The 21,725-nt window shown below is 66.7% G+C and carries 23 protein-coding genes; 12 read left to right on the forward strand and 11 right to left on the reverse strand.

Annotation, left to right across the window (positions count from 1 at the left end):
* The first annotated feature begins 64 nt into the window (after nt 1–64).
* Both CFB45_RS19810 and CFB45_RS19815 read left to right on the forward strand, forming a co-directional pair.
* Nucleotides 65–991: a LysR family transcriptional regulator gene (locus CFB45_RS19810; RefSeq protein ID WP_089426999.1), complete on the forward strand. Its 927-nt coding sequence runs from the start codon at nt 65–67 to the stop codon at nt 989–991.
* 166 nt (nt 992–1,157) lie between these two features.
* Nucleotides 1,158–1,586: a hypothetical protein gene (locus CFB45_RS19815; protein WP_089427000.1), complete on the forward strand. Its 429-nt coding sequence runs from the start codon at nt 1,158–1,160 to the stop codon at nt 1,584–1,586.
* Nucleotides 1,587–1,658: 72 nt separating this feature from the next.
* Here CFB45_RS19815 and CFB45_RS19820 read toward each other — a convergent pair whose 3' ends face one another.
* Genes CFB45_RS19820 through codB form a run of 3 tightly spaced genes read right to left on the reverse strand, consistent with a single transcriptional unit; the run spans nt 1,659 to nt 4,969 of the window.
* Nucleotides 1,659–2,336, reverse strand: coding sequence for a TetR/AcrR family transcriptional regulator (locus CFB45_RS19820; protein ID WP_089427001.1), 678 nt, complete (start codon nt 2,334–2,336; stop codon nt 1,659–1,661).
* 40 nt (nt 2,337–2,376) lie between these two features.
* Nucleotides 2,377–3,630 carry a cytosine deaminase gene (codA, locus tag CFB45_RS19825; RefSeq protein ID WP_089427002.1) on the reverse strand — a complete coding sequence of 418 codons (1,254 nt, stop codon included), beginning with the start codon at nt 3,628–3,630 and terminating at the stop codon, nt 2,377–2,379.
* Between the two features lie 43 nt (nt 3,631–3,673).
* A complete protein-coding gene (gene codB / locus CFB45_RS19830; RefSeq protein ID WP_367620789.1) occupies nt 3,674–4,969 on the reverse strand; it encodes a cytosine permease in 1,296 nt (431 codons plus the stop codon).
* Nucleotides 4,970–5,257: 288 nt separating this feature from the next.
* Between codB and CFB45_RS19835 the strand changes: the two genes are divergently transcribed.
* The 3 genes from CFB45_RS19835 to CFB45_RS19845 all read left to right on the forward strand — a co-directional run bounded on the left by CFB45_RS19835 (nt 5,258) and on the right by CFB45_RS19845 (nt 8,621).
* Entirely contained in the window at nt 5,258–6,547 is a 1,290-nt protein-coding gene (locus tag CFB45_RS19835) for an NAD(P)/FAD-dependent oxidoreductase (RefSeq protein ID WP_089427003.1), read from the forward strand.
* Nucleotides 6,548–6,564: 17 nt separating this feature from the next.
* Complete coding sequence (locus CFB45_RS19840; protein WP_089427004.1) at nt 6,565–7,122, forward strand: helix-turn-helix domain-containing protein; 558 nt, start codon at nt 6,565–6,567, stop codon at nt 7,120–7,122.
* Between the two features lie 152 nt (nt 7,123–7,274).
* Nucleotides 7,275–8,621 carry a glutamine synthetase family protein gene (locus CFB45_RS19845; RefSeq protein WP_089427005.1) on the forward strand — a complete coding sequence of 449 codons (1,347 nt, stop codon included), beginning with the start codon at nt 7,275–7,277 and terminating at the stop codon, nt 8,619–8,621.
* Nucleotides 8,622–8,648: 27 nt separating this feature from the next.
* On the opposite strand, the gene CFB45_RS19850 is transcribed toward CFB45_RS19845, so the two are convergent.
* Nucleotides 8,649–9,824: an FAD-dependent oxidoreductase gene (locus CFB45_RS19850; protein ID WP_089427006.1), complete on the reverse strand. Its 1,176-nt coding sequence runs from the start codon at nt 9,822–9,824 to the stop codon at nt 8,649–8,651.
* A gap of 153 nt (nt 9,825–9,977) precedes the next feature.
* On the opposite strand from CFB45_RS19850, the gene CFB45_RS19855 reads away from it, so the two are divergent.
* Nucleotides 9,978–10,898 (forward strand): LysR family transcriptional regulator, encoded by a 921-nt coding sequence (locus CFB45_RS19855; protein ID WP_089429054.1) that lies wholly within the window; start codon nt 9,978–9,980, stop codon nt 10,896–10,898.
* Here CFB45_RS19855 and CFB45_RS19860 read toward each other — a convergent pair.
* From CFB45_RS19860 to CFB45_RS19885, 6 genes are all read right to left on the reverse strand, one after another.
* On the reverse strand, nt 10,893–11,432 hold the full coding sequence (locus tag CFB45_RS19860; RefSeq protein ID WP_089427007.1) for a GNAT family N-acetyltransferase: 540 nt from the start codon (nt 11,430–11,432) through the stop codon (nt 10,893–10,895). The genes CFB45_RS19855 and CFB45_RS19860 overlap by 6 nt on opposite strands.
* A 50-nt stretch (nt 11,433–11,482) precedes the next feature.
* Nucleotides 11,483–12,061, reverse strand: coding sequence for a hypothetical protein (locus CFB45_RS19865; RefSeq protein WP_089427008.1), 579 nt, complete (start codon nt 12,059–12,061; stop codon nt 11,483–11,485).
* Between the two features lie 105 nt (nt 12,062–12,166).
* Nucleotides 12,167–12,556, reverse strand: a complete 390-nt coding sequence (locus tag CFB45_RS19870) for a lysozyme inhibitor LprI family protein (protein WP_089427009.1) — start codon at nt 12,554–12,556, stop codon at nt 12,167–12,169.
* Between the two features lie 54 nt (nt 12,557–12,610).
* Nucleotides 12,611–13,357 carry an N-acetylmuramoyl-L-alanine amidase family protein gene (locus CFB45_RS19875; protein ID WP_089427010.1) on the reverse strand — a complete coding sequence of 249 codons (747 nt, stop codon included), beginning with the start codon at nt 13,355–13,357 and terminating at the stop codon, nt 12,611–12,613.
* Nucleotides 13,358–13,480: 123 nt separating this feature from the next.
* Nucleotides 13,481–15,100 (reverse strand): NAD(P)/FAD-dependent oxidoreductase, encoded by a 1,620-nt coding sequence (locus CFB45_RS19880; RefSeq protein WP_089427011.1) that lies wholly within the window; start codon nt 15,098–15,100, stop codon nt 13,481–13,483.
* Nucleotides 15,100–16,614 carry a polyamine aminopropyltransferase gene (locus CFB45_RS19885; protein WP_089427012.1) on the reverse strand — a complete coding sequence of 505 codons (1,515 nt, stop codon included), beginning with the start codon at nt 16,612–16,614 and terminating at the stop codon, nt 15,100–15,102. The genes CFB45_RS19880 and CFB45_RS19885 overlap by 1 nt, the downstream gene beginning before the upstream one ends.
* 121 nt (nt 16,615–16,735) lie before the next feature.
* Between CFB45_RS19885 and CFB45_RS19890 the strand changes: the two genes are divergently transcribed.
* Genes CFB45_RS19890 through CFB45_RS19910 form a run of 6 tightly spaced genes read left to right on the forward strand, consistent with a single transcriptional unit; the run spans nt 16,736 to nt 20,683 of the window.
* Complete coding sequence (locus CFB45_RS19890; protein WP_089427013.1) at nt 16,736–17,122, forward strand: DUF350 domain-containing protein; 387 nt, start codon at nt 16,736–16,738, stop codon at nt 17,120–17,122.
* Nucleotides 17,123–17,149: 27 nt separating this feature from the next.
* On the forward strand, nt 17,150–18,208 hold the full coding sequence (locus CFB45_RS19895) for an SPFH domain-containing protein (protein ID WP_089427014.1): 1,059 nt from the start codon (nt 17,150–17,152) through the stop codon (nt 18,206–18,208).
* Between the two features lie 9 nt (nt 18,209–18,217).
* Nucleotides 18,218–19,735, forward strand: a complete 1,518-nt coding sequence (locus CFB45_RS19900) for a DUF4178 domain-containing protein (RefSeq protein WP_089427015.1) — start codon at nt 18,218–18,220, stop codon at nt 19,733–19,735.
* On the forward strand, nt 19,732–19,881 hold the full coding sequence (locus tag CFB45_RS39060) for a hypothetical protein (RefSeq protein WP_155291822.1): 150 nt from the start codon (nt 19,732–19,734) through the stop codon (nt 19,879–19,881). The genes CFB45_RS19900 and CFB45_RS39060 overlap by 4 nt, the downstream gene beginning before the upstream one ends.
* The gene (gene speD / locus CFB45_RS19905) at nt 19,878–20,261 is read left to right on the forward strand and encodes an adenosylmethionine decarboxylase (RefSeq protein ID WP_089427016.1); all 384 of its coding nucleotides are present in this window, start codon (nt 19,878–19,880) and stop codon (nt 20,259–20,261) included. Before CFB45_RS39060 ends, speD begins: the two co-directional genes overlap by 4 nt.
* A gap of 53 nt (nt 20,262–20,314) precedes the next feature.
* Entirely contained in the window at nt 20,315–20,683 is a 369-nt protein-coding gene (locus CFB45_RS19910; RefSeq protein WP_254600211.1) for a hypothetical protein, read from the forward strand.
* A 167-nt stretch (nt 20,684–20,850) separates the two neighbouring features.
* Here CFB45_RS19910 and CFB45_RS19915 read toward each other — a convergent pair whose 3' ends face one another.
* Nucleotides 20,851–21,639 (reverse strand): lysozyme inhibitor LprI family protein, encoded by a 789-nt coding sequence (locus CFB45_RS19915; RefSeq protein ID WP_089427018.1) that lies wholly within the window; start codon nt 21,637–21,639, stop codon nt 20,851–20,853.
* Nucleotides 21,640–21,725: the final 86 nt, after the last annotated feature.

Raw genomic sequence — 21,725 nt, forward strand, 5'->3', positions numbered from 1 at the left:
GGTAAAAGAATATGAACCGATCGCAAACCAGCATTGCGGTGCGCGCAAAGATAAAGGACAAGGCATGGACAAGCTTCTTGCGTTGCGGGCATTCATCGACGTCGCGGAAACGGGGGGCTTTTCGAAGGCGGCCCGCCGCATGGGGGTGGCCACTTCGTCGGTGACGCGCCTGATGGACGCGTTGGAGAAGTCTCTTGGCAGCGCGTTGCTGACTCGCACGACGCGTCACGTGACGTTGACGGATGCCGGTTCCGCGTATCTGGAGCAGATCACGCGCGTGCTGTCGGACCTCGACGAAGCCGATGGGAGTGTGTCCGACACGGGTGGCGACGCGGTTGGACCGCTGCGTGTTTCGATGCCCGTGACCTTCGGGCGCCTGTGCCTGGGGCCGCACATCGCCGGCTTCCTGCAGCAGCATCCCCGCGTATCCCTGGATCTGGTGCTGTCGGATTCGTACCTGGATCTGGCGACCGAGCGAATTGACGTTGCGGTGCGCATCGGCACGCCTGCAAACCAGCCGAATCTGATCGTCAATCGCCTGGCGGAACATCATCGCTATGTCGTCGCGAGTCGTGACTATCTGGAAAGCAACGGAATGCCCGCTTCTCCGGACGATCTGCGAAACCATCAATGCCTGCGTTTTGCGTACCAGGCCGCGGTGCAGCGTTGGTCGTTCACTCGCGCAGGCAGCACCGAGCATGTCGAGATCAACGGCAGACTTTCGGTGAACAACTCGGACGTGCTGCGCGAGGCCGTGATCAGCGGGTTTGGCATCGCACTGCTTCCCCAATGGCTCGTCGAAGAGGATGTGATGGCGGGGCGGCTCACGCGTCTTTTCGAAGACTACTCGATCAACCCGCTCGACCAGACCGTCTGCGTTTATGCCGCCTATCTTCCGAATCGCCGCCACTCACGCAAAGTGCATGCGTTGCTTGAATTTCTTCGACATCGCATCACGCACTCCGGCGCGTTTTCGGATGCGTCGAGCTAGGCCGCGATCTCGCGCGGTCCCACGCTCCGGCGGCCGGCCACCCGAAGCCGCAAACACGCGCGCTCCGGCCATGACACTGCCCGATTTAACGCTTCATTACGATGGGCTGTCCGGAAAGGTGCTAGATTTGCGCATCGATAATTCGCAAGGCGGAGAGGGCAGACAGATGTTGAAGAAACTGGCGGGGATGGCCGTGGTGGTCGGTGCGGCGGCGGTGGTGTCGCTGCCGGCTGTGGCAGGCGACACGAACAACGCACTGGGCGGCGCGCTGGGTGGCGTCGCCGGCGCGGCGGTCGGTAACGCGATTGGCGGCAGCACGGGCACCGTGATCGGCGGGGCAGTGGGTGGTGGCGCGGGTGGTGCGGTGACGTCGAACAAACACGAACGCACGGGCGCGATCGTCGGCGGCGCACTGGGCGGCGGCGCAGGCGCCGCTGCGGGCAACGCGATGGGCGGCACGGCCGGCGGGCTCGTCGGCGCCGGCTTGGGCGGTGGCGCGGGCGCGGCGCTGGGCGGCCACGTGTCGCGCAACAACTCGCGTTCCAACGATCATTACCGCGGCAACAAGCACAAGAAGCGCCACAAGCACGACTGACCGGCGGTTCCCCGGCGAGTGTCGACGGCGCCGGGGTGCCGTGCATGAAGGGCGACGGAGGCGGTCAAGCGGTCAATCCGGCTTTCCGTCGCCGGTGATCAATGCGTTGAGCACCAGATCCGAGATCGTGCGGTAAGCCGCGTCGAAATCGTCGTTCCCCAGCGCACGCTTGCCGAGCACCAGCAGCATCTGGGGAGCGAAATCCGCATACGCCTGCGTGGCTGCCCAGATCAGGAAGAACAGGTGCTCGGCATCGACCTGCCTGACCTTGCCCTCCTCGATCCAGCGTTCGAGCACCCGGATGTCGTCGCGCAACACCGGAATCAGTTGTTTGCGAATTTCCTTTCCGTAGGTCCTGGCGCCGCCGATGATCTCCAGCGCAAATACCCGCGATCCATGCGGGCGATTTCTGGAGAATTCGAGTTTGGCCCGGATATAGGCCGACATGGCTTCCGCGGGCTCGCGATCGGGCGCCGCGAATTCCCGCATCCTGCCGAGCCAGTCCCGCAAGACGTCGTCCAGCACGCGTTGGTAGAGCGCCAGCTTCGTGGGGAAGTAGTACATCAGGTTCTGCTTCGACAGGCCGGCGGCCGCTGCGATCGTCGCAACGGAACTGCCCTCGAATCCGTCAATGGCAAACGATTCCTCGGCCGCGGCGAGAATGGTCGCCTCGAGCGTGTCGCGCAGCGCTTCGCGCCGGCCGTGAGGCCGGCCGGGCGCTTCCGCAGTCGGCTCGGACGGGTGCCTCACGATGCGTCCTCCGGCATGTCGGACCAGTGTCGTCGCCCGCTCAACGCGTGCCCGCTTCAGGATAGGTGATGTGTTCGGGCGTGCGCTGCATGATGACCTTCCCGGCACGGAGCGACACGCGCACCTTGGCCTGCGTGCGAACCACTTCATAGTCGGAATCCGCGTCGAGGATCAGCAGGTTGGCCGGCCGCCCGACCGCGATGCCATAGCGGTCCCCCAGGGACATCGCACGGGCGCTGTGCTCCGTCACGAAGTCGAGGCATCGCTGCAGGTCTTCGTAGCCGAGCATGTGGCACACGTGCAGGCCGACGTCGAGGATGCGCAGGATGTTGCCGTTGCCGATGGGATACCACGGATCCTTGATCGAATCCTGTCCGAAGCATACGTTGATGCCGGCGCGATCGAGTTCCGCGACACGCGTGATGCCGCGTCGTTTCGGGAACGTGTCGAAACGCCCCTGCAGATGGATGCTTTCGGTCGGACACGAAACAAAATGGATGTCCGAGCGCTTCAGCAACCGGAACAGCTTCGAGCAGTAGGCGTTGTCGTAGGAACCCATCGCGGTCGTGTGGCTGGCGGTGACGCGCGGGCCCATCCCGCGAACCCGCGCTTCCTCGGCAAGCACTTCCAGGAAGCGCGAGTGCGGATCGTCGGTTTCGTCGCAATGAACGTCGACCAGGCAGTCCTTGCGCTCCGCGAGTTCCATCAGGAACTTGATGGAGCTCACGCCCTGGTCGCGCGTGTTCTCGAAATGCGGAATGCCGCCCACGACGTCGGCCCCCATGTCGATCGCGCGCTCCATCAGCGCCCGTCCGTTCTCGAACGACTCGATGCCTTCCTGCGGGAAGGCGACGATCTGCAGATCGATGAGATCGCGCGCTTCGTCCCTGACCTCGAGCATCGCCTTCAACGCGGCAAGCGTGTGATCGGTGACGTCCACGTGCGTGCGCACGTGCTGGATGCCGTTGTCGCGCAACATGCCGATCGTGGTGTGGGCGCGGGCTTTCGTATCCTCATGGGTAATGGTGGCCTTGCGCTGGCCCCACCGCTCGATACCTTCGAACAGCGTGCCGCTCATGTTCCACTCGGGTTCGCCCGCGGTCAGCGTCGCATCCAGGTGGATATGCGGCTCGACCAGCGGCGGGATGACGAGATGGCTGCCCGCATCGATGACGTCGTCCCCTTGAGACGTCAGCGGCGACGGCTGGATGTCGATGCCGCGAATCGTGCCCGCATCGATGTCGATTGTGAAGAGGCCGCTACGGCCGCGCAATCTGGCGTTGATGATTTTCATGAGGATTCCTGTGGTTTTGGGGGCGGGAGGGCGCGCAGCGGAATCATTCACCCTGAACGGACGGCTCGCGCGTGAATGCGCGGGCAATCTGCAGCAGCACGATGTAGGCGGCGGCGGACGCCGCGATGCCGACGAGCGGCGCGATCCACGGCGAGGTATAGGCGAGTCCGGCGCCGATGGCATACGCGGCCAGGCCGACCAGGTTGAAGCGCGGAAGGCGGGCGGCGGCGAGCGACGGATATTGCCCGCGATGGCGGTACCAGTAGTCCGCCATGATCACGCCGCCGACCGGCGGAATGATCGAGCCGAGCAGCACCAGGAACGGAATCAGCCACGCATACATCCCGCCGACCGCGAGCACGATGCCGATCGCCGCGCCCACGAGTACGAGCGTGCGGCGCCGTTCGGTGCGCAGCAGATGGCATCCGGCGGCCGCCACGTTGTACATCGTCGGCCCCTGGATGGTCCAGAGATTGAGGCACAGCATCACGACCGCCGCGATCGACAGGCCCTGCAGCATCATCACCTCGACGATGTCGGCTTGCTGATAGACGATCGCGCAGTATGCGCCCGCGATGATCATCAGGCCGTTGCCCGCGAAGAATCCGATCATGCTGGCCGAGACGGCGCTGCGCGCGCTGCGTGCGAGGCGGGTCCAGTTGGTGGCCTGGGTCGCGCCGCTGGCAAAGGTGCCGATGACCATGGTCACGGCGGCCGAGAACGGCATCGGCTGGGACGGCGCGACATGCGTGAGGCCGGCCCACCCGCCGATATCGCGGGTGGCGATCCACATCGACGTCATCAGCAGCACGAACATCAGCGGCACGGAGACGCGCGACAGCACATCCATGCCGCGATAGCCGATGATGGCCGTGATCGAAAATCCGAAGCCGAAGAGGATCATCAGCGGCGTGGTCACGGCGGGCGGCCAGCCCAGCAGCTTGACCAATACGATCGCCACCGTCGCGGTTCCCCATGCGTACCAGCCGAGTTCGGCGAAGCCGAGCAGGAAATCGGACAGCTTGCTGCCCGTTTCCCCGAAGCAGAACCGCCCCATCAGCACCGCATTCAGGCCGCTGCGGGCGGCAATCAGCGCAAGCGACGCCGCATAGACGGCGAGCAACAGGTTTCCGATGACGGCGATCTGGATCATGCTGACGACGTCGAAGGCCACACCGATCTTGCCGCCGGCAAACATCGTTCCCGTGAAGAACGTGAAACTCAACAACACCATCGTGATGGACAGGAATCCGGTGCGTTTCTCGAGCGGGACTTCGCTCAGCGAGAATTCTCCGTGATCCGATTCGGCCATCGGGCTTGCATCCCGGTTCGTGGGCATCTTTCTGGTCTCCCGTCAGCGATTGGGTCGGGTCTGAAAGGGGTTACGGGGGCCGTGCTTGGATGGGTGACGCGCTGTTTCAGCGGGTCATTCTCTCAGTCCAAAATTTTTACAACCGTAAAAATTTCGTCCGGGTGGATGGCAGGAACCTTCACCGGGGCGGTGCGGTTCATGCGCAACGCGTGTCGTGTATCGGCCGATCCGGCGTTTTTTTGCCCGCTTGCCTCCGTGAAATTGCCGTGCTAATTTTTCATGAAATTTCTCGGCGTAATTTTCACGGGAGTCCGCATGTTCGTGCAGTCCGACCGTCACGTCGCAAGCTACTACGCCGGCACTTACCCGGCGCCGATCCCGCATCGTCCGACGCTGGACGAGCGCATCGATGCCGACGTGCTCGTCGTCGGCGCGGGTTTCAGCGGGCTGCATACGGCGTTGCGCCTGGCGCTCGCCGGCAAGCGGGTCGTCGTGCTCGAAGCGAGCCGCGTCGCGTGGGCCGCGTCGGGCCGCAACGGCGGGCAGGCGCTGCTCGGCTGGTCGTGCGACATGCAGCCGCTCAAGGATTCGCTCGGCCGCGACGGCGCGCGCCTGCTGTGGGACAGCATGCGCTGGGCCGCGGCCGAGGTGCGCGAACTGCCCGCGCGGCACGGTTTCGACATCGACTATCGGCCCGGCAGCCTGTGGGCGGCCGTGCGGCCGCGGCGTGTCGCGATGCTCGAGCAGGCGCGTGACGAAGCGGCCGAGCGCTGGGGCTACGACCGGCTGCGCGTGATCGGCCGTGACGAGATGCCCGAATGGATCGGCGGCACGCGTTACCTAGCGGCGCTGCACGATCCCGAGGCCGGCCACCTGAATCCGCTGAAACTCGCGCTCGGCCTCGCGCAGACGATCGAGCGCACGGGCGGCCGCATCTTCGAGCAGAGCCGCGTGCTCGACTGCCGCGAGACGGCCGGCGGCTACGTTGCCCGCACGGCGCGCGGCGAAGTACGCGCGGACGTGCTCGTGCTGGCCTGCAACGCCTACGTCGATCGGCTCGATCGCGATCTCGCGCGCCGGCTGCTGCCGGTCGGCACGTACCAGGTCGCGACCGCGCCGCTCGCACCCGACGTCGCCCGTTCGCTGCTGCCGCAGAACAGTTGCGTGATCGACAACCAGTTCGTGCCCGACTATTTCCGCCTGAGCCCCGACAACCGGCTGCTGTTCGGCGGCGGCTGCACGTATCTCGGCGGCATTCCGGCCGATATCGCGGCGGCGACGCGCCCGCACCTCGAACGGGTGTTCCCGCAGCTGGCCGGCGTGCCGATCGATTACGCGTGGGGCGGCCACATCGACATCAGCATGCGCCGCACGCCGGACATCGGCCGCCACGGGCAGCGTTTCTGGCTGCAGGGGTTCTCGGGGCACGGCGTGCTGCCGACGCTCGCCGGTGCGCGCGCGGTGGCCGACGCGGTGCTCGGCGACGAACGCCTGCTTGCGCAGTACCAGCGCATCCGCAACCCGCGCTTCCCCGGCGGCGACCGGCTCGCCGCGCCGCTGGAAGCGATCGGCAAGGCCTGGTACCGTCTGCGCGATACCGTCTGACTGCACCGGAACCCACCATGAATGAACAGGAAGAGATAGAAAGCCTGGCGATCCTGATCCGCGACCTGCGCAAGCATCGCAAGGTCACGCTCAACGATCTCGCGGAACGGATCGGCCGCTCGGTCGGCTTTCTGTCGCAGGTCGAGCGCGGGCTGTCGCGCCCGACGGTGGCGGATCTCACCGCGATCGGCGAGGCGCTCGGCGTGCCGACCACCTATTTCTACAGCCTGAGCAAGCCGCGCAGCGTGCCGTGGGTGACGCGGCCCGACGAGCGGCGCACCGTGTATTACGCGGCCGGCATTACCGACATCCTCGTGTCGCCGAACATGCGCTCGCGCTTCTCGATCCTCGAAAGCCATCTCGCGCCGGGTGCGAGCAGCGGCGAGCGGCCCGTCGACGACAGCGACGAGCAGGGCGGTTTCGTGCTCGAAGGCGAACTGACGATCTGGGTCGATGGCGACGATACGCCCGTCACGCTCGGCCCGAACGACGCATTCCAGCTTCCGGCGCACAAGCGCTTTCGTTATGCCAATCTGACCGATGCGCCGACGCGCGTGATCTGGGTATTCACCTGAATTTTCCGCGGGGCGCGCGGTGATGCAGGCCATCGCGCCACGCAGCATGTTTGCAGTACTGATTTAAATGCGGCGTTTGTTGTCGAGTGTGCCGCATGAATCCGGTTCGCCGCATCGCGGCACCGCCATACAAGACATGGAAAGGATGAGACATGGCTGACGTCGTTCCCGCGCTGGTCGCTGAGGTCCGCGCATTCCGGCAGGCGCATCCCGAGATCCGTTATGTCGACCTGATCTGCCTCGACCTGCCCGGGCATTTCTACGGCAAGCGCTACCCGATCGATGCGCTCGAGAAGGTGGCGGCCGGCTCGCTGCTGAAGCTGCCGCAGAACTGCATCCTGCTCGGCACGCAGGGCGGGCTCTACAAGATCGGCGACTACTGTTTCAACGACGGCGATCCAGACGCCGTGCGCCGGTTGATTCCCGGCACGCTGAAGCCGGTGACCTGGGAGAAGCAGCCGCTCGGCCAGATGCTGATCACGACGGACGGCACCGACGCGCCGGTCGAGTTCGAGCCGCGCGAGGTGCTGGCGCGCGTGCTGAAACGGCTCGCGCGGCGCGGCATCCGGCCGGTCGTCGCGTTCGAGCTCGAGTTCTACCTGTTTGCCGCGCAGCTCGAAGAGGGGATGCCGAAGTATCCGCGCGACCGCCTGTCCGATGATCGCGACGATCAGCCGAACATGCATATCGAGCGCCTGTCGCGCTTCTCCGACGTGCTGCACGAAATGGTCGACGTCGCGTGCGTGCAAGGAATCGACGCGACCGTGATCACCGCCGAGCTCGGGCCGGGCCAGTTCGAAATCAATTTCGGCCATTGCGACGACGGGCTGCGCGCGGCCGACTGGTCGGCGATGTTCTGCCGCAGCACGCGCGGCGTCGCGTTGCAGCACGGCTATCGCGCGAGCTTCATGGGCAAGCCGTACCTGCATGCGCCGGGCAGCGGGATGCACGTGCACGTGAGCCTCTACGACGATGCAGGGCGCAACCTGCTCGCGGCGGACGGGCAGCGGCCGCTGCGGCACGCGGTGGCCGGCTGCCTCGCGCTGCTGCCGCATTGCATGCCCGTGTTCGCGCCGAATCACAATGCGTTCCGGCGCTACGGATCGATGGTGAATGCGGCGAGTCGCGCGAGCTGGGGCTTCGAGGATCGCGACGCATGCATCCGGATTCCCGAGTCGGATGCGCGCAACTTGCGGATCGAGCACCGGCTCGCGAGTGCGGACGCGAACCCTTACCTCGTGCTCGCGGCGATTCTCACCGGGATGGAGCACGGGCTCGACGCGAAGCTCGAACCGATCGCGCCGCTCAACGAGGATCGCGGCAGTGGGATCGATTTCCCCAAGGAGATGCTGTCGGCTGTCGCCGGGATGCAGGAGCACGCGGCCGTGCGCGAAGGGCTCGGCAGCGAGTTCGTGATGGTGTATTGCGAGAACAAGCGGCAGGAGGAGCTGGATTTTCGCAATGAGATCGGGGCGCGGGAGTATCGGTGGTTCTTGTGATCGAATGCCATCGCTTGCGCGTCTTGGTCAGTCCCGCGCAGGCATCATCGGCAGGCCCGCTCCCCACGCGTTTGCGAGCGCTTCGATTTCGGCGCTCGGATCGACCTGTCGCGCGGCTTCATGCGTGTCTTTGCCGAACAGCCGGTGAGCGAACTCGCGTGCACGTAGCGTGATTGCCGTGGTTTTCCGGGTGCGTCGCAGCGTGAACGACGCGAGCGCTGCGTCGAGGTCGTTGCCTTTTCCATGCTCGTCGAGACAACGGGCGAGATGCCATGCGTCCTCGAGCGCCTGGCATGCGCCCTGTCCGGAGGTGGGGAGTGGTGCGTGCGCGGCGTCGCCGATCAACAGCACATTGCCGCGGTGCCATATGTCCACCGGATCGAGATCGTGCACGCGGATCTTCGCGATCGTGCCCGGCGGCGTCGCGCGCATCACGTTCGCGATGGGCGCGGGCCACCCGTCGAAGAGCCGTTCCAGCAGCGGGCCGGGATCGTCCGGTGCCGCATCGTCGCTATCGTCGATTTCAGCCTCGGCCCGGGCCGCTGCCCAGTACATGCGATGCCGGTTCAGCGCGACGATGCCGAATCGTTCGCGCTGGCCCCAGTAGTCGAATATCGACACGTCGTCGACCAGCGGCACATCGCTATGCGCGACGCCGATCCAGTTGACGAATCCCTGATAGACGGGCGTGGCGTCGCCGACCACGTAGCGTCGCGCGACGGAATTCATGCGGCCGTCCGCGCCGATCACGAGATCGGGGGCGATCGCCACGCCGTTGTCAAAGCGAACGATCGCGCGGCCATCGGTGCCGGTATCGATGGCTGTCGCGCAGTGACCGAAGCAGACTTCGATGTCGTGCGCGGCGACGTGCCGCGCCAGCACGGCTTGCAAGTCGCGCCGCAAGATCGAGCGCGTCGGGAAACCCATGTGGCGGTCGAGTTCGCCGATATCGAAGCGCTTGAACGCGGTGCCGTGCCGGTCCATGCACCGCATCGCATGCAGGTGGCCGCTGACCTCGACGATGTCCGGCAGGAGGCCGAGTTGCTCGAGCACGAAGCCGGCATTCGGCCAGAGCACGACGCCGGCGCCCATCGTCGTCGCGGACGGCCTGCGTTCATGGAGCCGTATCCGGTGACCCTGCCCGGCGAGTGCAAGCGCGGTGCTCATGCCGGCCACGCCGGCGCCGAGAATGGCGATATCCATGTTGATGCTCCCGTAGGTTCGTGTGCGTGCTCACGTCGGCGCGGGTTCGTGCGTCGGCGGCCACGCCTTGACTGGATCCGCATCGTAAATTACGGTCCCGAACGGGATAAGCCGTGAAAAACGGCGAGCTTTGATACCTGAAACGGGATAATGATGCGCAGCAAGCTGGATCTGAACGCGGTGCGCGTGTTCGTGTCGGTCGTCGACGAAGGCAGCTTTGCCGGCGCCGCGCGCGTGCTGTCGATACCCGGTTCCAACGTGAGCCGCCATGTGGCGCAACTGGAGTCGAGGCTTGGCGTGCGCCTGCTGGAGCGCAGCACGCGGCACCTGCGCATGACGGAGGCTGGGCGCCTGCTGCACGAGCGCGCGAAGCCGATGCTCGATGCACTGACGCTTGCTGAATTCGAACTGACCTCGCAGCAGACGGAGCTGCGCGGCGTGCTGAAGCTTTGCGTGCCCGGCGAAATCGGGCCGCGCATGCTCGGGCCGATCGTTGCGGAATTCGCGAGTCGCCATCCGCGTGTCGAAATCGATTGCGATACGAGCCTCGCAGGCGTCTCGACGCTGCGCGACGATATCGACCTGTCGATCATCGTCCATCGCGGCAAGCTGGACGACAGCGCGTTCGTCGTCAGGCCGCTCGTGAGCCTGCCGAGCGTCGTCGTGGCCGCGCCGTCGCTGATCGAGCGTACCGGCATGCCGACGCAGACGGAGCAGCTCAGGCAGTTGCCGTGCATCACGACGCTGAGCACGCTGAAAGGGCAACCGTGGCAGTTCGCCGACGGCGACGGGCGGATTCACAAGATTCCGGTCGCGAGCCGGTATCGCGTCAATAGCGGCGAAATGGCGGGTCTGGCGGCGGTGAACGGGATCGGCTTCGCGATTCTCGTCGAACGCGGATGCGCGGCCGAGCTGGCCGCCGGGCGGCTGGTGCGCGTGCCGCTGGAGATGACGCCGGCGCCGCTGGAACTGCTGGCCGCCTATTCGAGCCGCAATTCCGTCAACGCGAAGATCCGCGAGTTGCTGCAGCTGATGCAGGCGCGTCTGGCGGCAGGGGTGGCGATGCCGTCATGACGATCGTTTCGGCAATGCGCGCCAGTAGCGCACTTCTTCAATCGGCGCGCCTTCGATCTCGAACGTCTTGATGTCGTCTTCGGCGACGAAGCCCTCGCGTTCATAGAACGCCCGTGCACGATGGTTCTTCACCAGCACCCAGAGCGACACCCATTCATGGCCCAAATCATGCAGCGCACGGCATGCATGGTCGACGAGTGCCGCGCCGACACCTTGCCCGCAATGCGCTGGATGCAGATAGATCGCTTCGATTTCGCCCCAGGCGCGATCTTTGTCGGTGTCGCGCGTCGGGCCGTACGCGATCCAGCCGATCGGCTCGCCTTCCGTGAACGCGAGCGCGACACGCGGCCGTCCGGCGTCGAGCGCATGGCGCCACGAAGCGGTGCGTTTCTCGACCGACAGGCCGGCGAGGAACGCGGCCGGCATGATGTCCGGGTAGGTGGCCTGCCACGATGCGACGTGGATGGCGGCGATGGCCGGGGCATCGGCGGGCGTGGCAGGGCGGATGTCGATGTGCATCGTGTTCGGTGTCATGTGTACTCCGCCTGATCGGTTGCCGTGTGCCGCGCCGTCGCGCGCGGGATTCAATTCGCCGGATCCAGACTGGCGTCGATCGCAAAACGGTAATCGATCTCCACCTGCGATGCATCGCCCGGCACGTCGGTTTTCTTCAGCACGAATTCGAACGCGGGCTCGAACCAGCCGTTGCGCGGCACTTCTCCACCGAGGATCTCGACCTCATACCAGCCGTTGTCGATTTCAATCACGGGCCGGCCCGGTTCACGGTAACGCGCGAGCAGTGCGTTCACCGTCGTGTCGTTGAAGCGTTCGAGAATCCGCCACGTGCAGAGCATGACCGCACGATGCTCGACGCGCATCACGTACCCGCCGCGCCGATGCTGCAGGCGGCTTCCCGTCTTCCGCAATTCGGGTGTGTCGTCATCCAGCGTGAAGATGACCGTGTACGGATGGTTCTCGATGCCGGCGAGCGGAACGACGACACCTTCCAGCACGGCGCGATCGCCGCTGTCGCTCGTGGTGAACGCAGATGCGACGTCGTCCGGCAGTCCGTGTTGTTCCTTGAACCGCTTCAGCAGCAGGAGATCGCCGACGAGAAAATAGTCGACCAGATCGTTGAGGACTTCAGAGAATTCATGTCGCATCGCGGCTCCTTTCAAGGCTCCTTTCTCGGTGCCGATGCGCAGGGTTCGCAAGGGCGCGAAGCGCCGCGTCGCGAAACGTCTCGCGGCGCGGCACGCGCGACGCCCTTACTCGCCGAGCTTCGACGTCACGCAGCCCGTGCTCGAGCATTCGCGCTCACGCTCGCGCAGGAACGACAGCCGCGACTGCGTCATGTCGTTCGCGCACTGGATGTCCACGAGGTAGCTGTTATTGCGCGTCTCGCTGCACTGCGCGTCGCGTTGCTTCAGCCATGCGAGCTGGCCGGCCTTCAGCGTCGCCTGCTGGTCGCCGCTCAGTTGCTTGCGCAGGCGGCCGTATTCGTCGTTGAGATCGCGGTCGGACTGCGAGAACTGCGTGCTGGTGCAGTACACCTGGTCGAACGCACTGCGTGGCTTCCCGCAGCCGGCAGCGTGTGCGGTGAACGGAACGGCAAGTGCGAGCAGCGCGCAGGATGCGAGCAGATGCTTCATTTTCATGGTGAGGCTCCTGACTGGGTGAAAACCGTTGGGCCCGACGGGCGTGATCGTTGCTTACTTCGGTGTCGTGCACGCGTCGATCCCGCCGGCGATCGCGGTGGACAGCTTCTGGATCGTCTCGCGTCGCGCCAGCCGCGCTTCCTCGTCCGGATTGACGATCACGCCGGCTTCGACGAGCACCGCCGGAATCGGCGCGGTGCGCAGCACGACGAGATCGTCGAAGCGGTGGATGCCGAGTTGAGGGTCGATCAGCGGGCGATTCTCGCCGCGGATCGGCTGCGCGTGATACAGCGACGGCCGCTCGCCGGACGCGACCAGCCGCTCGGCGATCGCCTTCGCGCAACGCAGGCTTTCCGCATAGTGCGGATTGCGTTCCGACACGAACACCGAGAAGCCGCGGAATTCGCGCTGCCGGCCCGCGTCGATGAACTGCTGCTGCATCGAGTCGTGATGGATCGACACGAACAGGTTCGCGTCGGGCGCCTGCGTCGAACGCTGGTCGAGCGCGATCTCGCGGCCGTCGGCCGACGTGCGCAGCACGCGGTCACCATGCGCGGCGAGTTTCTCGGCGACCGCCGTGGACAGGTCGAGGTTGTACAGGTATTCGACGCGGCCGCTCGCACCGGTGGAGCCCGGGCGCGCCGGCGTATGGCCGGTATCGACGACGATGTAGCGCCCGGAGGCGGGTGCGGAGTCGGCCGCATGCAGCGCCAGCGGCGCGCCGAGCAGCGGGGCGCATGCGAGCACGCGCGCGGCGGCGCGCACGAACGGGCGAAGGCGTCGGATGGGTCGGTTCGTCATTGTTGTTGTCGAGGAGGGCATACGGCGCGTCGGACGGCGCGGCACGTCGGCCTGCTCAATGCAGTCGGAATGTCGGGCGATTATAGCGGCTGGCGGCGGCGCCGCAATGACGGATGACGGCCGTCAGGCCAGCACGCGCCGGGCGGCGAGCACGCCCCAGTACGACGCTTCCTCGAACAGCGACAGCCCGGACAGATCGGCATGCGCGAACACGACGGGGCCGTCGGCATCGCGCAGCGCGAGCAGCCCCGGCCGGCTCAGGAAGCCGACGTCGGGCGTTGCCATCGCGTGACCACGCACGGTGATCTCGAGCGCCGTCGCATGTTTCCACAGTTCGCGCCCGTAGACGGCCTGCAGGTCGATCGCCGCCTGTTCGCGCAACGCGTCGGGTCGGGCCTGCGCGAGCCAGCGGCGCGTGTCGTCGGGCGCTTGCGTGCTCAACGCCTGGTACGAGGAGAACACTGAGCGCGTCGGCGGCGACATGCGGATCAGCTGGTGCGTCGACACGACATAGCCGAGCCCCGCGCCGCCGTAGACGACGTTGTCCCACGCGAGCGGCACGCCCGCCTCCTCGGCCGGCATGCCGTCGAGCAGGAAGTTGGACACGAGCCACGGCGCACGCGGCGGCAGGTCGCGCGCGGGATCGAAGCCGTACGCGGCAAGCTGCGGAAACACGCGCGCCGCGACGAACAGCTGCATCGCGCAAACGACGCGCCGCGCCTTCAGCATGAACGTCGACAGCGTGCCGTCGTTGCCGACGCGCGCGCACAGCACGTCGACACCGCCCGCGCGCTCGGTCGCACGCACCGCGAAGCCGTCGCGCGACCATGCGGCCGAGCCGGTGCGCGCGGTGATCGAATCGGCGAGCTTCGTCACCATCGTGTGCAGCCCGTCGGGCCAGGTCAGCACCGCGCCGTCGCTCGCATCGCCCGCATGGCCGCCGCGCGACGAGAAATAGTGCAGGCCGGCCCATGCCGAAACATGCTCGTAGCCTGCGCCATAGTCGTCGCGGCAGCAGTAATTCAGGTACCAGTGCAGCGCCTTCGCGGTGTAGCCCTCGTCGACCAGCCACTGGCGGAACGAGCGCCGGTCCAGCACGCGCCAGTGCGGGTCGCGCGACGATTCCGCGATCGGGATGCAGAACACCTTGCGGCCATCGGCGCCGCGTGCGGTGCGCAGCCCGTCCGTGTACGCGAAGAAGCGTGCCTGCTGCGCGAGGTCGTCGGCGCCGAGGCCGGCCGTCGGCACGATGCCGTCCTGCCATTGCCCGGCGATGAAGAGCCGTTCGTCGGGCGCATGGACCAGCGCGCGCTCGTCGTACACCGGGCGCGCGGAAAACGGCGCCGCTTCGATCACGCCGAGATCGGCGAGCATGTCGCGCAGGTGCGTGGATTCGAGCGACGGCAGCGGCAGGTAGTGCGCGCCTTTCGGATAGCCGAGATCGCCGAAGCGGCCGCCGGCCGCGTTGCCGCCGAACTCCGGGCCGGCGAGCACCGTGAAGCGCTGGTGCCCCGCGCGTGCGAGCTGCCACGCGCACGACAGCCCGGCCGCGCCCGCACCGAGGATCGCGACGTCGGTCTCGATCGTGCCGGACGGCGGCGGCAGCGTTGCATGGTCGCGCAGCGCATGGCCTTCGCGCATGCCGGGGTAGCCGACATGCGGCGTCGTCTCGATCCAGCCGGTGCGCCCGCAGGCGGCGAGCGACGCGGCCGCCGACGCGACGAGGAACGTGCGGCGGTCCATCAGCGCAGCACGTGTTTCCAGTCGTCGTCGAAACGGCGCACGAGCGGCTGGTCGTTGAGTTCGTTCGGCGACATCGGCAGCGCCGGCATGTCGGCCGGGAAGTGGAACATCTCGGCGGCCGTCTGCGCGTCGAGCCAGCGCGTGGGCACCGCGTAGTGCGTCGGCACCGTGAAGTCGCGGCGCTTGCCGGCGATCACGAAACCCCAGTCGCCGAACGACGGCACGTAGCAGTGGTACGGCCACGTGTTGAGGCCGGCTTCGTGCAGCGTCGCGATGATGGTCCAGTACGCGTGCGGCGCGAAATACGGCGAGGTCGACTGGATCACCGCGTAGCCGTTCTCCGACAGGTGGCGTGCAAGCAGCCGGAACACCGGCACGGAATACAGCCGGCCGAGCCCGAAGTTGGTCGGGTCGGGAAAGTCGACGACGATCGCGTCGTACACGTCGGCGTTCGATTCGAGCCAGCGCACCGCGTCGTCGTTGATCACGTGCACGCGCGGGTCCTTCAGCGCGCCCTGGTTCAGCTTGACGAGCGGGGCGGACGTGGAGAACAGCTTCGTCATCGCGGGATCGAGATCGACGAGCGTGATCTGTTCGAGGTTGCGGTGCTTCAGCAGCTCGCGCACCGCGAGGCCGTCGCCGCCGCCGAGCACGAGCACGCGCTTCGCCCACGGCAGCGCCTCGATCGTCGGGTGGATCAGCGCCTCGTGATAGCGATGCTCGTCGCGCGACGAGAACTGCAGGTTGCCGTTCAGGTACAGCCGCATGTCGTCATGCCACTGCGTGAGCACGATGCGCTGGTACGGCGTCGTTTCCGAATAGATCGTCTCGTCGCCGTACACGCCGTGTTCGGCCCAGTGCGTGATGCGGTCAGACAGCGCGAAACCGGCGACGAGCAGCCCGATCACGAGCGACGCGCGCATCAGCTTGCCGCGTACGTTGCGGATCTCGTCGCGGAACAGGTGCGTCGTCCACAGCGCGACGAACGCATTCAGGAGCCCGAACAGGAAGCTGGTGCGCAGCAGGCCGAGACGCGGCGCGAGTACCAGCGGGAAGATCAGCGACACGGCGAGCGAGCCGAGATAGTCGAAGGTGAGCACTTCGCTGACGGTATGGCGGAACGCCTGGCGCCGCTGCTGGAACGCGCGCATCACGAGCGGGATCTCCATCCCGATCAGCAGGCCGAGCGCCAGCACGAGTGCATAGAGCGCCGCGCGGAACGGCGCGGCGAGCCACGCGAACACCGCGAACAGCAGCGCGGCCGACACGCCGCCGAGCAGGCCGACGAGCAGCTCGATGTCGACGAAGCGGTCGAGTACGTCGTCGTCCTCGACGAACTTCGCGAGCCACGAGCCGATCCCCATCGCAAACAGGTAGCTGCCGATCACCGACGAGAACTGCAGGATCGAATCGCCGAGCAGGTAGCTGGACAGCGCGCTGCTGATCAGTTCGTAGCCGAGCCCGCACGATGCGAGCACGAGAATCGACAGGACGAGCGCGCGCCTATGCAGCATCGGGTGTCCGTTGTGCGGCGGTCGGCAATGTGGATATACTGGCGCGGAATTTTGTCCGCTGGCCCTGCGCGGGCCGGCCGGCGACGGGGCGGCGAACCGAGCACAAAATCCGAGGGAAAGAATGAATAGTGCCTATCTCTATGCGGTTCATTTACTGTCGGCGTTCGTGCTGCTTCTGGTGTTCGCGGCAGTGTACCTGAAGGTCACCCCGTTCGACGAACTGGCGCTGATCCGCGACGGCAACGCCGCCGCGACGCTGTCGTTCGGCGGCGCGCTGATCGGCTTCTGCCTGACGCTCGCGTCCAGCATCGCGCACAATTCCACGCTCGGCGAAGTCGTGATCTGGGCTGTCGGCGCGATGGCCGTGCAACTGATCACCTATGCGGTGCTGACGCGCCTGATGCCCGGCATGAATCATGCGATCGAGGATCGCAACGTCGCGATGGGCGGCCTGATGGGCACCGCGTCGCTCGTCGTCGGCATCATCAATGCCGCCTGCCTGACCTGACGCGCCACGCGTTTCGAGGAGACCGACATGAGTCTGGGTTCATTCATCCGCAAGCAGTTCATCGACGTCCTGCAATGGACGGAAGACACCGACGGCGTGCTGGCCTGGCGCTATCCGATGGAAGACCAGGAAATCCAGTACGGCGGCAAGCTGACCGTGCGCGAGACGCAGGTCGCGATCTTCGTGAACGAAGGCAAGGTCGCCGACGTGTTCCAGCCGGGGCTGTACACGCTCGAAACGAACACGCTCCCGGTGCTCACGTACCTGAAGAACTGGGACAAACTCTTTCAGTCTCCTTTCAAATCGGACGTCTATTTCTTCAGCACGCGGCTGCAGCTCGGCCGGCGCTGGGGCACCGCGCAGCCGGTGACGATCCGCGATCGCGAATTCGGCTTCGTGCAGGTGCGCGCGTTCGGCATCTACTCGTACCGGATCGTCGATGCGGGCGCGTTCCATCGCGAAGTCAGCGGCACGCGCGCGCAGTACACGGTCGACGATCTCGAACAGCAACTGCGCAACCTGGTCGTCACCGCGATGAGCACGACGTTCGGCTCGGCCGACGTGCCGTTCGTCGACATGGCCGCGAACCAGTCGCTGTTGTCGCAGCGCGTCGCCGAGGCGCTGGTGCCGGTGTTCACGCGCTACGGCCTCGCGCTCGACGCGTTCGCGGTTGAAAGCGTGTCGCTGCCGGCCGAACTGCAGAAGGCGCTCGACCTGCGGATCGGCGCGGGGATGGCCGGCGATCTCGCGCGCGCCACGCAATACCAGACCGCGCAGGCGATTCCGCTCGCCGCGCAGAACCCGGGCGGCATCGCCGGGATCGGCGCGGGGCTTGCCGCGGGGGCGGCGATCGGGCAGGCGATGGCCGGCCAGATGGCGGGTGCCGCGCAACCGGCGCCGGCCGCCCCGCCTGCGCCCGCGCCTGCCGCGGCGCCGGTGGCCGCCGCACCGACTGCCGCGCCGGCGGAAGGCACCGATTACGTGCAGCGGCTCGAACAGTTGAAGGCGCTGTTCGACAAGGGCCTCGTGACCGAAGACGAATATTCGCGCGCGAAGGCCGAGATCCTCGCGAAGCTCACCCGGTAAGCGTCGCGCATGTTCAGTACCTCGTGCCCCCAGTGCGGCGCGCCGGTCGAGTTTCGCTCGGCGGCGGCGGTGATGGCCGTCTGCGCGTTCTGTCGCAGCACGCTGCTCAAGCGCGGCACCGACGTCGAACGCATCGGCGAACTGGCGACGGTGCTCGACGATGCGTCGCCGATCCAGATCGGCACGGCCGGTCGCTACGGCAAGCGTACGTTCACCGTGCTCGGGCGCATCCAGATGACCTACGACGCCGGCGCGTGGAGCGAGTGGTACGTCGTGTTCGACGACGGCACGTTCGGCTGGCTGTCGGATGCGTCGGGCCAGTATGCGATCACGGTGCGCGAGCCCGACGATGCGTCCGGCGGCGCATGGCCTGCGTTCGGCACGCTGGAACCGGGCATGCGGATCGACCATCGCGGCCGCGCGTTTCTCGTGTCGGACGTGCGCACCGCGCGCTGCACGGGCGGCGACGGCGAACTGCCGTTCCGCGTCGATGCCGGATGGGAGGCGCGCGTCGTCGACCTGCGCACCGGCAACGCGTTCGCGACCTACGACTATTCCGACGCCGATGCGAACGGCGGGAGCCCGGCCGTCTATACGGGCGAAGCCCTCGAATTCGACGCGCTCGCCTTCACCGGGCTGCGCGATACCGACCACGATACGCGCGAGAAGCGCGGCGCGGAGATGGTGCCGTTCGCGTGCCCGAGCTGCGGCGCGCCGCTGTCGTATGCGCCGAACGTGGCCGACTACGTGGTGTGCGGCAGTTGCCATGCGGGCGTGCAGTGCACGGCCGAGCAGCAGACCGTGTTCGCGGCGCAGCGCAAGCTCGAAGCGGTGAAGGGGGCGCTGGAGCTCGGCGCGATCGGCACGTTCGACGGCGTGAAGTACACGGTCATCGGGATGATGCGTTGCCGCGTGCCGGGCGACGAAGAGACGTGGGACGAATACCTGCTGCTGAATCCGACGCGCGGGTTCCTGTGGCTCGTGCAGAGCGAAGGGCGCTGGGAGCGCGTGCAGGTGCTCGACCAGTGGCCGACGATCGGCAGCGATGCCGACGTGACCGACGGCGACAAGACCTACCGCCTGCGCGAGGAATACGACTCGGAGGTCGTCTACGTGGTCGGTGCGTTCAACTGGCGCGTGCAGGTCGGCGATCGTACGTCGATCATCGACTACGGCTGGCAGAAGGACAAGCTGACGCGCGAGCGCAGCGACGCGGAGATCGTCTGGTCGCGCGCGCGGCCGCTGTCGGCCAGCACGCTTGCCGAACGCTTCGGCACGCCGGCGCTCGCGACGGCCGCGGCTGCGGCTGCAACCGGCGCCACCGTGACGACGGGCCTGTTCGGCCGGAAGGGCCCGCACAGTTTCGCGCCGCTGCCGCTCGTGTTCAGCGCGCTGCTCGTGATCCTGAACATGGGCTCGCTGTTCTCGTTCAGCGGCCGTTCCGTCTACCTGCTGATCGGCCTGCTGGTACTGTGGCTGCCCGAATGGCTGTGGAAGCGCTTTGCATCGGACGGGGGCAACGCGTGATCCGGTACATCCTCTACGGTATCTACGGCCTGATCGTCGTCACGCTGTTCAGCTGCGCATCGATCGGCGGCAGCGGCTCGGGCGGCAGCGGCTGGGGCAGTTCATCGGCGCGCAGCGGGTACTCGTCGTACGGGTCGCACAAATGACCGCGCGCGACGGGATCACGCCACCGCGCGCGACGTTCGGCTCGCATGTGCTGGCCGACCTGGCCGGCATCGACGTGGCGCTGCTGCGTGACGCCGCCCGGCTCGAGTCGATTCTCACCGAAGCGGCGCAGCAGGCCGGCGCGCGTGTGATCGGCGCGCATTTCCATCATTTCGGCGGCGAACATGGCGTGACGGGCGTCGTGCTGCTCGCCGAATCGCACATCACGATCCACACGTGGCCCGAGCATCGCTTCGCGGCCGTCGACGCGTTCATGTGCGGCGCGGCGCGTGCGGCCGATGCGGTCGATGCGATCGCCGCGGCGCTCGGCACGCAGGCGCAAGTCCGGCAGCAGGTTGCGCGCGGCGGCGCGCCGACGTGAGCGGGCGATTCACTTCCTTTGCCGATAGGCGCAACAGAATCCGGTGTGCCGCGTTGCTCGGCTGGGCGCTGCTTGCCGCCAACGCGGCCGACGCTGCCGCCGATGTACCGCCGAAGCCGCCGGGGCCGGTCGTGATGGTGCACTTCGATTACTACGAGAAGGACAAGGCGCGCCTTCATGCGCTGGAGCAACGGCTGGATCGTGCGGTGAAACAGGCCGGGGCCGGCGAGTTGGGCGAGACCGAATTGCATCGCGATGGCAACGACGGCTATCTATACTTTTACGGTGCAAGCGCCGACCGCCTGTACGCGATCGCGCGCCCGATACTGAAATCGTCAGGATGGCTGACGGGTACGGAGGTCACGTTGCGCCGCGAGGCGGGGGCGGAAACGTTCCCGTTGCGCGGGGACGGCGCACGTTAGCGCGGATGCGGGTCGAACGGCGCGGCTGGAGGAGCGGCCGTTGCGGATCGCGCCATGCAGTGCGTTTTTACGCTTGCGGGTGTCGGCGACAGGCTGCCGAGGCTTCGTTGCGATGACGCATCGCACGTCGATTCATGCCCGGGCGATTGCACGTCACGACGTTCCCGCTAACGCTCGAACCGGAACGACGACACGCTGTGCATCGTCGCGTCGTCGGTGCCGACGATACCCTGGGTATTCGCGACGGCCGCGCGCTTGCCGTTGCTCAGCACGGCCCAGTAGCATTCGCCGCCGGCCGCGTGGAAGCCGGTTTCCGGATCGCTGATGCCGCACGTGATCGTCGCGCGCATGCCGCGCCAGCCGGCGCCGGAGAAGCGTTCGACCGCTTGCGGCGTGCCGCGACCATACGTCGACATCCATTTGCCGTCGTCCTGCCGCTCGAAGCCGGCTTCCTTTTCCGCAACGGGTTCGAGCGCGCCATCGACGATCTCGAACGCAATGAAATAGCTGCTGTTCGTCATGTTGCGGCCGACGATCGCGACGCACCGGTCGCCGCCGATTTCCGGGCACGGCTTCTTGATCTGGCGGTTCCCGAGGTACTCGAACGAGATGCCGAGCACCGGGTCGCGATAGGTTTTCCAGCCCGCGTGCTTCACCTGCTTCAGCGCTGCCGTACGGTCGCGGTAAGCGGTGGCGATGCAGGCTGCATCGGCGCACGCATCGCGTTGCGCGAGCCATGCGCGTTGCGATCGGATGACGGCCTGCTGGTCGGCTGCGATGTCGATCGCGCCGTAGTAGGCGCTTGCCAATGTGCTGTCGGCCGACACGAGCGCCTTGTCGCTGCAGATCAGGCGCTCGGTGCGCGTCTTTGCGCGCGTGCAGTCGATGCTGTCGGCGTGGGCCGATAGCGAGAGGCCGATGGCGGCCAGCGTGAGACCCAGGCGAATACCAAACACGGATCGCTCCTCATCGGGTTGGAATGGCGGCTGTCACGCCGCCGTCACGTGATGCAGCGGCGCACGTGGTTCGTTAAGCCTCGAAC

The sequence above is a fragment of the Burkholderia sp. HI2500 genome (assembly GCF_002223055.1).
Taxonomy (GTDB): Bacteria; Pseudomonadota; Gammaproteobacteria; order Burkholderiales; family Burkholderiaceae; genus Burkholderia.